The organism is Amycolatopsis echigonensis (assembly GCF_014174495.1).
Taxonomy (GTDB): Bacteria; Actinomycetota; Actinomycetes; order Mycobacteriales; family Pseudonocardiaceae; genus Amycolatopsis; species Amycolatopsis echigonensis.
The window spans coordinates 43,090-57,289 of the sequence record NZ_JACJHR010000003.1; the positions used below are offsets into that span (position 1 = coordinate 43,090).

Genomic DNA, 14,200 nt, shown 5'->3' on the forward strand with positions numbered 1-14,200 from the left:
CTCCGTCACACGAAGAGCTGCTCCGCGATCCGCCGAGCAGCAGCGTCGGCCGTGGCCACGCACGCGGGCAGCCCGACGCCGTGCAGCGTGGCGCCCGCCACAGCCAGGCCCGGGATCTCCGACACTGCCGTCTCGATCCGCGTCACCCGCTCCAGGTGCCCGGTGCCGTACTGCGGGAGGCCGCCGCCCCAACGCGTCACCAGGGTGTCGATCGGCTCCGCGGTGACGCCGGCGAGCCGGGCCAGATCCGAGCGGACCGCCGTGACCAGCGAATCGTCGTCGCCGTTCAGCGCGCCGGGCTCGCCGAACCGGCCGACCGAACCGCGCACCAGCACCGGTCCGGCTTCGCCAAGGTGAGCCCACTTGTTTGACGAAAACGTGAAGGCCTTGGACGCGTACGGCACGCCTTCCGCGTCCCGCTCCCCCGCGCCGATGAGGATTCCGGACGCGTCGGGCAGCTCAGTGCCTGGCGGGAACGCGAACGCGACGACCGCCATCGACGCCAGTTCGACCTCGCCGAACGCCGTCGAAGCCACCGGGACCACGCCGTCGAGCAGTTTCCGGGCGGCCGGCGCGGGCACCGCGAGCAGGACCGCGTCCGCGTCGACCGGGCTGTCGGCAGGTGCGTGCGCTGGCGCGGCAGCCCCGAACTCGAGACGCCAGCCGGACGGTGTCCTCGTCAGCGCGCGGACCGTCGACGAAGTACGCAGCTCGGCTCCGGACAGCTCGAGCAACCGGTCGAGCAATCCCCGCAGGCCACCGGTGAGGCTGCCGAAAACCGGTGCGGTGCCCGGCGTTTTCGGAAGGAGCGACGACGCGGCCTCGGTGAGCGAACCCGCGCCGCCCTCGATCGCGTTGGCCAGGCCGGGCATCGTCGCGCGGAGGCCGAGGCCGTCGGCACCGCCCGCGTACACGCCGCCCAGCAGCGGGTCGACCAGCCGGTCCACCAGCTCGTCTCCGAACCGCGTGCGCAGCAACGGACCGAGCGGCACATCGCCGTCGCCAAGGTCGACCGGGCCGAGCGAGCGCTCCTTCTCGACCGCGCGCCGCCCGTCTTCGGACAGCACACCCGCGACCGAGTCCGCGGACGCCGGGACTCCCATCACGGTGCCGGGCGGCAAGCTTTGCACCGAACCGCCGGCGTGGATTTTGGCGCGCGCCTTCGTCGGATGCACCAGGCGATCCGCGAGGCCGACCTCCTCGACCAGCGAAATCATCTCGGGCCGCCGCGCGAGGAACGCTTCGGCTCCGACGTCGTAGCTGACGCCGCCGACCTCCGCCGTGCGCAGCTTCCCGCCGATCGCGGCCGTGCTCTCGAAAACGGTGATCCGCGCCCGGTCCCCGAGCAGCCGGCGCAACCGGTACGCCGCGGCCAGCCCGGAGATCCCGCCGCCGACGACCGCGACGTGCTTCACAGCGAGTGCACCAGGTCGACGACCCGCTTCAGCACCTCCGGGTCGACGCTCGGCAGCACGCCGTGGCCGAGGTTGAACACGTGCCCGCGAGCGGCGCGGCCCTCTTCGACGATCCGGCGCACCTCGGCCTCCAGGACCGGCCACGACGCGTACAGCAGCGCCGGATCGAGGTTGCCCTGCACCGCCACGTCGCCGCCGAGCCGCTGGACCGCGACGTCGAGCGGGATCCGCCAGTCGACGCCGACCACGTCCGCGCCCGCCTCGCGCATCGCGCCGAGCAGCTCGCCGGTGCCGACGCCGAAGTGGATCCGCGGCACGCCGTACTCCCCGGCCACGGCCAGCACCCGGCTCGAATGCGGCAGCACGAACTCGCGGTAGTCGCGCTCGGACAGCGCACCGGCCCACGAGTCGAACAGCTGCACCGCGTCGACGCCCGCCTCGAGCTGGGCGCGCAGGAACGTGGCGGCGATGTCGGCGAGGCGCGCGGCGAGGTCGTGCCAGACCTCGGGCTGCGAGTGCATCAAGGCCTTGGTGTGCTCGTGGTTGCGGCTCGGGCCGCCCTCGATCAGGTAGCTGGCCAGTGTGAACGGCGCGCCGGCGAACCCGATCAGCGGCGTCTCGCCGAGCCGCTCCACCAGCAGCCGGACACCCTGCCCGACCTGCCCGACCTGCTCCGGTTCCAGCTTCGGCAGCGCGCGCACCGCGGCGGCGTCGCGCACCGGCGAGGCCACGACGGGGCCGGTGCCGGGCACGATGTCGATGTCGACGCCCGCCGCCTTGAGCGGGACGACGATGTCGCTGAACAGGATCGCCGCGTCGACGCCGAGCCTGCGGACCGGCTGCATCGTGATCTCGGCGAGCATCTCCGGGTCGAAGCACGCGTCGAGCATCGGCACGCCCTCGCGCAGCGCGCGGTACTCCGGCAGCGAACGACCGGCCTGGCGCATGAACCACACCGGGACGCGCGTGGGCCGCTCCCCGCGCGCGGCGGCGAGGAAAGCCGAGCCGGGCAGGGCGCGACGGGGCGAAACGGACGGAGCGCCGGCGGGCGCGGACGAAACCTGAGGCACGAACCCCATGGTCCCACGCGGGTCCGACAGTCCCGGGCCGCCCCGTGCCCAACGAGCCCGGCCCCGGATCCGCGGCGTCGGCATCCTGCGCGCTTCGCTGCGGATTCGGCATTGTCCAGCAGGTCGCCATGCCGGATTCGTTGCGTGCTGCGCCGGATACGGCGTTGGGGCGGGTAGAGACAGGGTGGCCAGCATGTCGGAACAGCACGGCGGCGGACGCGACGGGCGGCGCGCACGGGGCGGGGAGGCCAAGGCCCGAGGGAACGGGACAGCCGCGGCGAGTTCGAAGGTGCGGCGGGCAAGAGGCGAAAGGCCACGTGCGAGGCGAGGAGGCCAAGCGCGAGGGGGTTGAGTACCCGGCGGACGGGATGCCCAACGGACGGAGCGCGAGCCGGAGCGGGTGCGCGCGGGCGGAGCGCGCGGAGGGCGGGGCGCATGCCAAAGGCGGCCGAAGCCGTTCCGCGGGTCGCGGGTGGGTCTCGCTCGGCGCGCCTGCGTCCGCAACGGGGCGTCGCCGCCCTACAGTCGGTGCGTGACCGCGATGACGCCAGTGCCCGATCTCTTCCGCGAAGCCGTCGCGGCGCTGCAAGCCGTCCGGCCGCGCCCGGAGATCCGCCTGGAGACGATGCGCGCGCCGCAGCGGCTCGCGCCGTGGTCCTACGCGTTGAGCTGCGACGTCTCCGGACCGGCCGACGTGCTGGCGTCCGGCAGGCTGGTGCTGCTGCACGACCCGGACGGCCAAGAAGGCTGGGACGGTGTGCTGCGGCTGGTCATGTACGTGCGAGCCGAGCTCGACCGCGAACTGGCCACCGACCCGTTCCTGCCCGCGGTCGGCTGGTCGTGGCTCACCGACGCGCTGGAGGCCTCCGGCGCGTCGTGGAAGGCGCTCGGGGGCACGGTCACCGAGACGTCCTCGGCCCGGTTCGGCGACATCTCCGGCCCGGCCCGCACCGACGACCTCGAACTGCGGGCGTCCTGGACCCCCACCGACGCCGCGCTCGGCCCGCACGGGCTCGCGTTCTGCCAGGTGATGGCGAGCGTCGTGGGGTTGCCTCCGGTGGGCGTCACGCTGTTCGAGCAGCGGCAGAGCTCCTGATTTCCTAAGTTCACCCGGTCGGGCAGCGCCTTCGGGGCGCTTGCACGCGCACGAACGCGCCTTCGCGGGCGGATCCGGGCCCCCGGAGCGCTCCGCGGAGATCTTCGAGGGCGCTTCCGGGCGTCCGCCGCCGACCGTCCATCGTGGACCGCGGCACCCGCTGCTCCGGATGCCGCACGTTCGTGGCCGGGCGCGATCACAGCCAGTGAACCCCCGGTAACCAGCTCCGACGCCGTTCCAGGGCCCTTTCGGACGCCTCCGACGGACGTCCGACGCCGGGAAGGTGCGCGCGGCAAAACATGAAAGAAAATGATCTTGCCCCGGCCGAGGCGCATTTCCGGGTCCGCGTCGACGGCGCGGCGGCCCGGCTCCGGCAGCACCCGCAGGTGCACGGGCCATCTGCACGCCCGTTTCGATACCGATAACTCTGGTGCATCGCGGCCCGGTCGTCAGTCGTTAACAAGACTCCGATCCTTAGTCCGATCGTGTTACAACGAACTCGCTGAGTGACGAACTGTTTCGGATAGATACCCATTCGATCCCCCCGCAACGGCGTCCGGACGGCTACAGTGCCTGGGACGACACCACTTTCGGTCTAAAGCTGGCGCGGCTGAACGGCCGAAGGTCCCGGTGCCGGTCGGGGGGCACGACCGACTCCAGGGAGGTAGTGACGTGGCTACCGTCGGCTTATCTCAGGCCGTCCGATCCACGCCAGCCGGTGCTTTGCCGGCGAGCATGGTTCCGCACCCGCGGGAAGAACTTTTTTCCGTGTTGGTGGTCGATGACCACCCGCTGTTGAGGGAGGCAATCGCAGCACGACTCGCACAGATGGGTGCGGGCACTGTCCACGAGGCCGCCACGGTGGCCGAGGCGAGGGCGCGAGCACAGGCCACCGGCCCGTGCGACCTGGCGATCCTCGATCTCGGACTGCCGGACGGCAGCGGCATCGAACTGGTTACGGAACTCCGTAGCCACGGCTGGCCGCGCGTGGTGGTCCTGGCATCCTCCGACGACCCGTACGCGGTGCGTTCCGCGTTCCAGGCCGGCGCTCAGGCGTACCTGCTGAAATCGGCATCGCCGGTGGTCGTCACCGACGGCGTGCGCCGGGTTCTCGAAGGCGGCGTCTACGCCGACCCGAGCGTGGCCCCGGTCCTGGCGACTGGCACGCGAGTGGCGGGCACCGACAACACGCCGCGCGAGCTGTCGGCTCGCGAGGTGGAGGTGCTCCAGCTCGTCGCGGACGGGCAGTCGAACAAGGAGATCGGGGAGGAGCTTTCCCTCTCCGCGCTCACCGTCAAGTCCCACCTGTCCCGCATCGGGCGCAAGCTCGGCACGGGCGACCGGGCTCAGATGGTCGCGCTGGCGATGCGAGCCGGCGTGATCCGCTGACGACGACGAACCACGTCCCCGCGGGGCGGGCGGACCAGGCGCGGTCCGCCCGTCCCGTAGGGTCGTCGGACATGGGAACTGCACAGGCGGACGGAGCCCGGACCGGAGACGAGACCACCGACACCTCCGGGGCCTCCCGAACGCCGGTGCTGCTCCGGGAACCAGCGGAAGGCACCCCGCCGGTCGTGGCCGATCCCGACGCGCTCGCCGAGGCGTGCGCGCGGCTCGCCGAGGGCACGGGCGCCGTCGCCGTCGACACCGAACGGGCGTCGGGCTACCGGTACTGGCCCAAGGCCTATCTCGTCCAGCTGCGCCGCGAAGGCTCCGGCACGGTGCTGATCGACCCGATCGCGCTCGCCGACGACCTCGCCCCGCTGCGGGACGTCCTCAACGACACCGAATGGGTGCTGCACGCCGCGTCCCAGGACCTGCCGTGCCTCGCGGAACTGGGCCTGCACCCGCGGTCGCTGTTCGACACCGAGCTGGCCGGACGGCTGGCCGGATACGAACGCGTGGCGCTGGGCACGCTCGTCGAGCTGCTGCTCGGGTACACGCTCGAAAAGGGGCACAGCGCCGCGGACTGGTCGAAACGTCCGCTGCCGGTCGACTGGCTCAACTACGCCGCGCTCGACGTCGAGTTGCTCAATGAACTGCGCGCGAAGCTCGAAGCCGAGCTGGCGGCGCAGGGCAAGCTGGAGTGGGCGCAGCAGGAGTTCGAGGCCGTCCGCACCGCTCCCCCGCCCGCGCCGCGCGCCGAACCGTGGCGCCGGACCTCCGGAGTGCACAAGATCCGCAGCCCGCGCGGCCTCGCCGCGGTGCGGGAAATGTGGCAGGCACGCGACGAACTGGCCCGCAAGCGCGACCGCGCGCCGAGCCGGATCCTGCCCGACAGCGCGATCGTCAACGCGGTGACCTCGGACCCGAAGACAGTCGAGGAACTGCAGAAGCTGCCGGTGTTCAGCGGACGCGTGCAGCGCAAGTACACCGCCAGCTGGCTGCGGCACCTGCAGGCGGCCAAAGCACTGCCTGCGAGCGAGCTGCCGAGCCCGAACCAGCCTTCCGACGGCCCTCCGCCGGTGAACCGCTGGGCGGACAAGGACCCCGACGCCGCTGCCCGGCTCACCGCCGCGCGTGCCGCGCTGGCCACGATCGCCGAGGACCGCAAGCTGCCGGTGGAGAACCTCCTGCTGCCGGACCTCGTCCGGCGCACCTGCTGGCGACCGCCGGCCGACCTCTCGGAGGACTCGGTCGCGGAAGCGCTGCGAGCAGGCGGGGCGCGGCCGTGGCAGGTGGAGCTGACGGCGGCGGCGTTGAGCAAAGCGTTGGCCAGCACGGCTTCCTGACCTGCTTCGGATGGTTCAGACCTCTAGGTGAGGTGGAGACCAGGGTCAGACGCGGCGACGGGTCGGTCGGCGATATCCGAGCGAGCGCGCCACGCCAGTCGCCGTAGTGACCACCGCGGGCACCAGGTGGGCCACTGACGTTGTCTCCCGGCGGCCCACGACCGCGACCGCGGCGGCGACCCGGGCGGACGCGTCGCGGATCGGGGCGGCGACGGCGACCGCGTCGTCAGCGAGCTGGCGGTCGGCGACGCAGTATCCGGCGCGCGCGATGTCAGCGAGTTCGGCGCGCAGGGTCTCCGGGTCGGTCGTGGTGTGCTGGGTTTCCGCCGCGATCGGGCTGGTCAGCGCGGATTCGCGGACGTCCGCAGCGGCGTGCGCGAGCAGGACCCGGCCGGTGGCGGTGGTGGTCGCGGGCAGGCGGCTGCCGGTCGTGGTCAGGATTTCGACCGAGCGGTGTCCGGCCAGCCGGGCCAGGAACACGACGTCCGTTCCGTCCAGGACGGCCAGATGCACGTTTTCACCGGTCGCATCGAATAGGTCGCCCAGATACGGCAGGGCGATTTCGCGCATCGACGCCCGGGCCAGCGACAGCGAGCCCAGTTCCCACAGTTTCAGGCCGAGATGGTAGCCGCCGTGTTCGTCGCGGGTCAGCGCGCCCCACTCGGCCAGTTCGCCGACCAGCCGGTGCGCCGTGCTCAACGGGAGACCCGCCGCCTGGGCGATTTCGGTCAGGGACCGCACCGGTGTCTGGGCGCTGAAGCAGTCCAGCACCGACAGCAGCCGCGCCGCCGAGGTGGGCCTGGCTTCCATGTGGCGGAAGTCTGATTGAGGCCGGGCCGCGGCGCAAGCGACACTGCGGGCGTGGGTCGGCCGAGCGAGTCAGTGGTGATCACCGGGGCGGGGTCGGGTCTCGGGCTCGGAGCGGGAGTGACGCTCGCCGTGCATGGGCACCGGGGGTTCGGATTTCCTCGCAGGCAGCGCGATCCGGGCCCGGCGATCGAGACGATCGCCCGGGTTGCGCGAGCAGCGAGATCGGCTGTGGGCCGAGACCGGCCTTGGCGACCCGTGAGAAGGTGCGGTCGGCGGGACAGTAGAGAAACACTAGACAGGAGCACATGAAAGTGAAGATCGCGGTGCTCGGGGGCGGGCACGGTTCCTGGGCCACGGTGGCGGAACTCGCCGAGCACGGCCACGAAGTGCGCTGGTGGCGGCGGAACGCCGAGGCACTGGAAGCGGTGCGCGCAGCCGGAGCGGTGGAGGTCCGGGATTACCGGGGTTCCCGCTCGGTGCCGGTGGGCGACGGCACGGGGAAGATCAACCCGGTGACGGACCTCGCCGAAGCGGTGCGCGGCGCGGCCCTGATCGTGATCCCGCTGCCGTCGACCACGCACGACGACCTGGCTCCCCGGCTCGCACCGCTGCTGACCGAGGGCCAAGTGGTTCTCCTGCCGCCGGGCACGTTCGGTTCGATGGTGTTCGCGAAGGCCGTCGCCGCGGCGGGCGGAAGCTCGGAGATCGCCTTCGCCGAAGCCGGGACGCTGCCTTATCTCGCGCGTCGGCACGGTGACGCGGAAGTGGTGATCAGCGGGTACGCGACGCGTCTGCCGACCGGGGTTTTCCCGCTGCGGCTGGCGGAAAGCGCGTTCACAACCCTGCGCGAGGCCTACCCGAGCATCGAGGACGCGGGCGACGGGCTCAGCGGCGCGCTGATGAACGCGGGCCCGATCATCCATCCGCCGCTGATCACGATGAACGCCGGTCCGCTGGAGCATTTCGCCGCCTGGGACATCCACAACGAGGGTACGCAGCCGTCGATCCGCCGGGTCACCGACGCGCTCGACGCCGAGCGGGTCGCGCTGCGCGAAGCGTTCGGCTACGGCGCGCCGCACTTCCCGCTGGCCGACCACTACGCGACTGACGGCGAGGAATGGATGTACGGCCGGGCGGCGCACGAGCGGCTCACCGACAGCGGCGACTGGCGCGAGAAGATCGACCTCCACACGCACCGCTACATGGTGGAAGACACACGGCTCGGCCTGTCGCTGCTGGTGTCCGCGGGCCGCTGGGCCGGCGTGCCGACGCCGGTCGCGGCGGGTCTGCTGGCTCTCGGTTCCGCCGTCACCGGCCGCGATTTCTACGCCGAGGGCCGGACGTTCGAGAACCTCGGACTGGCGGATCTCGACCGGGCCGGTCTGACCGAACTGCTGCGGGACGGAGTCCAGTCGTGATCGCCATCGTCGGCGCCGGGAGGATGGGCGAGGGCATCGCGCTGGCCTTCCTCGCGGCGGGACATCCGGTACTGCTCGCGGACGTCAAGGACCGCACCGAGGAGGAACGCCAGCTCCGGCGCGACGAGGTCCGCAAGCGCCTCGCCGACCGGCTGCGCGCGATGTCCGGCCACGCGGACGCGCTGGAAAGCCTGACGCTGGGCGACCGTTCGGCGAAGGAACTCGCCGACGCGACCGTGGTGTTCGAGGCCGTGCCGGAGGTCATGGAGATCAAACGCGAGGTGTTCGGCTGGCTCGGCTCGCAGGTGCCGGAGTCGGCGGTGCTGGCCTCGACGACGTCGACCTTTCTGGTCACGCAGATCGCGGAGCTCGCCGACCGGCCGGAGCGGGTCGTCAACGCGCACTGGCTCAACCCGGCCGAATTGATGCCGCTGGTCGAGGTCAGCCGGAGCGACGGCACCGATCCGGCCGCGGTCGACCGGCTCGTGGAGCTGCTGCGCGAAATCGGCAAGGTGCCGGTGGTGTGCGGACCTGCCGCCGGGTACATCGTGCCGCGGCTGCAGGCGCTGCTGATGAACGAGGCCGCGCGGATGGTCGAGGAAGGGGTGGCCGGAGCCGCCGAGATCGACCTCGCGGTCCGCGCCGGGCTCGGGCCGCGGTTTTCGGTGCTGGGGCCGCTGGAATTCATCGACTGGGGCGGCGGCGACATCCTGTACTACGCCTCGCGCTACCTGACCGGCGAACTCGGCGAACGGTTCCAGGCGCCCGCGATCGTCGAGGAGAACATGACCGGCCAGCGGCGAGGCCTCCAGGACGGGACCGGGTTCTACCGCTTCGACCCGGCCGGAGTGCCGGATTACCGGGCGGCGCGGATACGGGAGTTCGAGGAGATCTTCCGGCTGCGCGAACCGCATTTGCGAGACGGGACACCGGTTCCGGTGCGCCCGGAGGACGGTTCGGAGGAGTGATCCTCGGCGGCGGCCGCGGGTTCGGGCCCGCGGCCGTCAGCACTCCTCAAGCCATCCGGCTGCCTGGACAGTGAGCGGATGAGTGTCGCCGAAGACTGCGGCAAGCCCGGCGACCACGGACTCCAGCTCCGCGGCGGCACTCACCCGGTCGCCCCGTCGGGCGGCGGCCCGGGCCAGCGTCGCGCGGAGGCCGAGCACGATCGGATGTCCTGCCGGCCAAGCACCGGCGGCCAGCACGGTTCGCGCACAGTGCTCGGCTTCGTCCAGCTCGCCGCTCTCTACGCAGGCACGCGCGAGCGTGCTGCGGACGACCAGCGCGCCTCGGCCTCGTGCCTCGGCCAGGACCTGGCGGAGCAGGACGGCTGCCTCGGAGGCTTGCCCTGCTTTCAGGAGCACGGCCGCCAGGGACTCCGCCAGCTCTGGCCGCTTCCCGAACAGTTCGCGCATCGGTGCGATCGCCGGCTCCGGATCTCCGGTTTCGGCTTGCACGACCAAACGGAGTCCGCGGATCGCGTCTCGTTGCTCGTCGGTCGCACAGAGCGAATCCTCGTCCGCCAGCAGTTGTCCGACCGCCTCATAGCGGGTCAGCGTGCGCAGCATGGTGATCTTCCGGCGGCGTCCGGCTTTCGTCAGCGAGTGTGCCGGGCCGAGTTCGGCCGCGCAGTAGTCGACGTGCGCGTCCACCACGGCCAGCGCGTCTTCGTACTGCGCCGCCACGCCGTAGGCTTCCGCGAGGAACAGCTGGGTCTTGAACGTCGCGGGCTGGCGCGCGCCCCACGTTTCCTCGAACAGCTCCGCGGTCCGTTCCAGCAGCGGGATCGCTTCCGCCGGACGGCCCTGCGAGGTCTGGCAGTGCGCCAGATTCGCCCACGCGGCAAGGGTCTCCGGCCCGCGCGGACCGAAGGTTTCGGTCAACGCGGGCACGAGGTCCGCGTAATGCCGCTCCGCCGCCGACCAGTCCTCGTTCTTGACCAGCAATTGACCCAGCAGGAACCGCCGGCGCAGGTTCGGCACGCTGTTCGGGTTGCGCGCCTTCGCGAGGGCGGCCCGCAGCGCGGCGACCTCGTCAGCGGGCTCTGGCTTCGGGCGGAGGAATCTCACCTGGACAGTCTGCCCTGGCCAGCGGTTCAGTCCTCCTTCAGCCGTCCGGCAGCTCCCCGGGAGTGTGCCGTCCCCCACTCGACTGGGCCACTCCCCTGGTTACCCACCGGTAACAAGGGCTAGGGTGCGGGACAGGAACACTCTCGACTTCAGGAGCATTCGTGGCCGCACCAGCTACGCCGCCGCTCGCGCCCGCCGCGCGAGGGGTGCGCAATGTCGTCTTCGTCGAAGGGGTACGCACGCCCTTCGGCAAGGCGGGCGACAAGGGCATGTACGCCGGGACCCGGGCGGACGACCTCGTCGTCAACGCCATCCGCGAGCTGCTGCGGCGGCATCCGGAGCTGCCGCCCGAGCGCGTGGACGAGGTGGCGATCGCCGCGACGACGCAGACCGGCGACCAGGGCCTGACCATCGGCCGCACCGCCGCGCTGCTCGCCGGGCTGCCGAAGTCCGTGCCGGGCTTCGCGATCGACCGGATGTGCGCGGGCGCGATGACCGCGGTGACCACCACCGCGAGCGGCATCGGCTTCGGCGCCTACGACATCGCCATCGCCGGCGGCGTCGAGCACATGGGCCGCCACCCGATGGGCGAGGGCGTCGACCCGAACCCGCGGATCGTCGCGGACAAGCTGGTCGACCCGACCGCGCTCGTGATGGGCCAGACCGCGGAGAACCTGCACGACCGGTTCCCGGAGATCACGAAGGAGCGCACGGACGCGTTCGCCGCGCGCAGCCAGGAGCGCTACGCCGAGGCCGTGAAGACCGGCAAGATCGGCCCCGAGCTGGTGCCCGTCGCCACCCGCAGCAAGGAACTCGGCTGGGGCCTCGCGACCGAGGACGAGCCGCCCCGCCCGGGCACGACCGTCGAGCAGCTGGCGAAGCTGAAGACGCCGTTCCGTCCGCACGGCCGGATCACCGCGGGCAACGCGGCCGGTCTCAACGACGGCGCGACCGCGGCGATCCTCGCCGACGAGGACACCGCGCGCGAGCTGGGCCTGCCGATCGGGATGCGGCTGGTCGGCTACTCGTTCGCCGGCGTCGAGCCGGAGGTGATGGGCATCGGCCCGGTGCCGGCCACCGAGAAGCTGTTCCAGCGCACCGGTCTGTCCATTGAGGACATCGGCCTGTTCGAGATCAACGAGGCGTTCGCGGTGCAGGTGCTCGCGTTCCTCGACCACTTCGGCATCGCCGACGACGACCCGCGGGTCAACCAGTGGGGCGGCGCGATCGCGTGCGGCCACCCGCTGGCCTCGTCCGGCGTGCGGCTGATGACGCAGCTGGCCCGCCAGTTCGCCGAGCGCCCCGACGTGCGCTACGGCCTCACCACGATGTGCATCGGCATCGGCATGGGCGGCACCGTGATCTGGGAAAACCCGGCATACAACGGCTCTGAGGGGGCGAAGTAATGACTTTCACCGCTGAAGAGGCGAAGGCGGCGTTCCCGGACGAGGTCGTGACCAACGCGGTCACCAACCTGGTCAAGGTGCCGGGGCTGGACAAGCCGGTCGCACTGATCACTTTGGACAACGGGCACGACCACACCCGGCCGAACACCTTCGGCCCGCAGGGTCTCGTCGCGCTGAACACCGCGCTGGACGAGGCGTTCGCCGCCGAGCCCGCCGCGATCGCGGTCACCGGCAAGCCGTTCATCTTCGCCGTCGGCGCGGACCTTTCCGGCGTCGAGGCGGTGTCGGACCCGAAGCTGGCGCGGGAGATCGCGCAGACCGGGCACGACGTGTTCCGGCGGCTCACCGAGTCGAAGATCCCGACGTTCGGGTTCGTCAACGGCGCGGTGATGGGCGGCGGGCTCGAGCTCGCGCTGTCCTGCCACTACCGGACGCTGTCGGAGAACACCGCGGCGATCGCGTTCCCCGAGGTGTTCCTCGGCCTGTTCCCGGGCTGGGGCGGCACGCAGCTGCTGCCGAACCTGATCGGCCCGGACGCCGCCGTCACCGTGATCATCGAGAACGCGCTGGCGCAGAACAAGATGCTGAACGTGCGCAAGGCCGCCGAACTCGGCATCGTCGACGAGGTCTTCGGTTCCGCGGACTACCTGGAGCAGTCGCTGCTGTGGCTGGCCAAGGTCGTCAACGGCGAAATCACCCCGGCTCGCCGGGAGATCGACCGCGGCGCGGAGTGGGACGCGGCCATCGCGCGCGCCAAGTCCATCGTGGACGGTCGCACCCACGGTGCCTCGCCGGGCGCGACGAAGGCTGTCGAACTGCTGGAACTGGCGCGGGAGAACGATCTCGACCGCGGTTACGCGGCGGAGACCGACGGGCTCGCCGAGCTGCTGATGTCGGACGTGCTGCGAGCCGGGCTGTACTCGTTCAACCTGGTCAACAAGCGGGCCAAGCGGCCGGCCGGTGCGCCGGACAAGTCGTTGGCGCGCAAGGTGAACAAGGTCGGCATCGTCGGCGCGGGGCTCATGGCCAGCCAGCTGGCGCTGCTGTTCGTGCGCCGCCTGAAGGTTCCGGTGGTGCTCACCGACGTCGACCAGGCGCGCGTCGACAAGGGCGTGGGCTACGTCCACGAGGAGATCGACAAGCTGCTGGCCAAGAAGCGGGTTTCGCCGGACGGCGCGAACCGGCTGAAGGCACTCGTCACCGGCTCGCTCGACAAGGCCGCGTTCTCCGACGCGGACTTCGTGATCGAGGCCGTTTTCGAAGAGCTGGGCGTGAAGCAGCAGGTGTTCGCCGAACTGGAGCAGCACGTCTCGCCCGAGGCGATTCTGGCCACGAACACGTCCTCGCTCTCGATCACCGCGATGGCCTCGAAGCTGCAGCACCCGGAGCGCGTGGTCGGCTTCCACTTCTTCAACCCGGTGGCCGTGCTGCCGCTGCTGGAGATCGTGCGCGGCGAGAAGACCGACGACGCGACGCTGGCGACCGCGTTCTCGGTCGGCAAGCAGCTGAAGAAGTCCAGCGTGCTGGTGAAGGACGCGACGGCGTTCGTCGTGAACCGGCTGCTGCTGCGTTTCCTCGGCGAGGTGCTGGTCGCGGTGGACGAGGGCACGCCGTTCGACGTGGCCGACTCCGCGCTCGAGCCGCTCGGCCTGCCGATGTCGCCGCTGAACCTGATGCAGCTCGTCGGCCCGGCCATCGCGCTGCACGTCGGCGAGACGCTGCACGGCTCGTTCCCGGACCGCTTCACCGTGAGCGAGAACCTCGAGAGGTTCGTGAAGGCGGGCAAGAAGGGCGTCTGGACCTGGGACGCGAACGGCACGCCGTCGGTCGACCCGGAGGTCGCCGAACTGTGGAAGCAGGGCGACCAGCCCTCGACCGCCGAGCAGGTCCGCGACCGCGCGCTGAACGCGATCGCCGAGGAGGTCCGGATCATGCTCGACGAGGGCGTGGTCGCGGAGGCCCAGGACATCGACCTGTGCCTGATCCTCGGCGCCGGCTGGCCGTTCTGGCTGGGCGGCATCACGCCGTACCTCGACCGGTCGGGCGTCTCGGAGCGGGTCAACGGCAAGCCGTTCCTCTCCCAGGGCGTCGCTTCGGTTCCGGCGTAACGCCTCGGCGGAGCCGCCCCGCGCAGGGCGGCTCCGCCGTGAACCCGGACACACCGAGCACTTCGTGACCTTCCGG

11 protein-coding genes are annotated in these 14,200 nt (G+C 71.5%); 7 read left to right on the plus strand and 4 right to left on the minus strand.

The window, feature by feature from the left end; translation table 11 throughout:
* Positions 1-5 precede the first annotated feature (5 nt).
* Both hemG and hemE read right to left on the minus strand, forming a co-directional pair.
* Positions 6-1,415 carry a protoporphyrinogen oxidase gene (gene hemG, locus H5411_RS03135; RefSeq protein ID WP_183122890.1) on the minus strand — a complete coding sequence of 470 codons (1,410 nt, stop codon included), beginning with the start codon at positions 1,413-1,415 and terminating at the stop codon, positions 6-8.
* On the minus strand, positions 1,412-2,494 hold the full coding sequence (hemE, locus tag H5411_RS03140) for a uroporphyrinogen decarboxylase (protein ID WP_183122891.1): 1,083 nt from the start codon (positions 2,492-2,494) through the stop codon (positions 1,412-1,414). Before hemE ends, hemG begins: the two co-directional genes overlap by 4 nt.
* A 523-nt stretch (positions 2,495-3,017) precedes the next feature.
* On the opposite strand from hemE, the gene H5411_RS03145 reads away from it, so the two are divergent.
* From H5411_RS03145 to H5411_RS03155, 3 genes are all read left to right on the plus strand, one after another.
* Entirely contained in the window at positions 3,018-3,581 is a 564-nt protein-coding gene (locus H5411_RS03145) for a DUF3000 domain-containing protein (RefSeq protein ID WP_167441842.1), read from the plus strand.
* Positions 3,582-4,253: 672 nt separating this feature from the next.
* Positions 4,254-4,970 (plus strand): response regulator transcription factor, encoded by a 717-nt coding sequence (locus H5411_RS03150; RefSeq protein ID WP_033291604.1) that lies wholly within the window; start codon positions 4,254-4,256, stop codon positions 4,968-4,970.
* A gap of 71 nt (positions 4,971-5,041) precedes the next feature.
* On the plus strand, positions 5,042-6,313 hold the full coding sequence (locus H5411_RS03155; protein ID WP_183122892.1) for a ribonuclease D: 1,272 nt from the start codon (positions 5,042-5,044) through the stop codon (positions 6,311-6,313).
* A 45-nt stretch (positions 6,314-6,358) separates the two neighbouring features.
* Here the strand turns inward: H5411_RS03155 and H5411_RS03160 are convergent, their stop codons facing one another.
* A complete protein-coding gene (locus H5411_RS03160; RefSeq protein WP_183122893.1) occupies positions 6,359-7,123 on the minus strand; it encodes an IclR family transcriptional regulator in 765 nt (254 codons plus the stop codon).
* Positions 7,124-7,428: 305 nt separating this feature from the next.
* Here H5411_RS03160 and H5411_RS03165 point away from each other — a divergent pair, with 305 nt between their 5' ends.
* Both H5411_RS03165 and H5411_RS48825 read left to right on the plus strand, forming a co-directional pair.
* On the plus strand, positions 7,429-8,541 hold the full coding sequence (locus H5411_RS03165) for an NAD/NADP-dependent octopine/nopaline dehydrogenase family protein (protein ID WP_220816449.1): 1,113 nt from the start codon (positions 7,429-7,431) through the stop codon (positions 8,539-8,541).
* Entirely contained in the window at positions 8,538-9,509 is a 972-nt protein-coding gene (locus H5411_RS48825; RefSeq protein WP_101434655.1) for a 3-hydroxyacyl-CoA dehydrogenase NAD-binding domain-containing protein, read from the plus strand. Before H5411_RS03165 ends, H5411_RS48825 begins: the two co-directional genes overlap by 4 nt.
* Positions 9,510-9,545: 36 nt before the next feature.
* On the opposite strand, the gene H5411_RS03175 is transcribed toward H5411_RS48825, so the two are convergent.
* Complete coding sequence (locus H5411_RS03175) at positions 9,546-10,610, minus strand: tetratricopeptide repeat protein (protein ID WP_101434656.1); 1,065 nt, start codon at positions 10,608-10,610, stop codon at positions 9,546-9,548.
* A gap of 206 nt (positions 10,611-10,816) precedes the next feature.
* Here H5411_RS03175 and H5411_RS03180 point away from each other — a divergent pair, with 206 nt between their 5' ends.
* Together H5411_RS03180 and H5411_RS03185 are read left to right on the plus strand one after the other, a co-directional pair.
* A complete protein-coding gene (locus tag H5411_RS03180) occupies positions 10,817-12,016 on the plus strand; it encodes a thiolase family protein (RefSeq protein WP_101434657.1) in 1,200 nt (399 codons plus the stop codon).
* The gene (locus tag H5411_RS03185; protein ID WP_183122894.1) at positions 12,016-14,124 is read left to right on the plus strand and encodes a 3-hydroxyacyl-CoA dehydrogenase NAD-binding domain-containing protein; all 2,109 of its coding nucleotides are present in this window, start codon (positions 12,016-12,018) and stop codon (positions 14,122-14,124) included. The genes H5411_RS03180 and H5411_RS03185 overlap by 1 nt, the downstream gene beginning before the upstream one ends.
* The last annotated feature ends 76 nt before the right edge of the window (positions 14,125-14,200 follow it).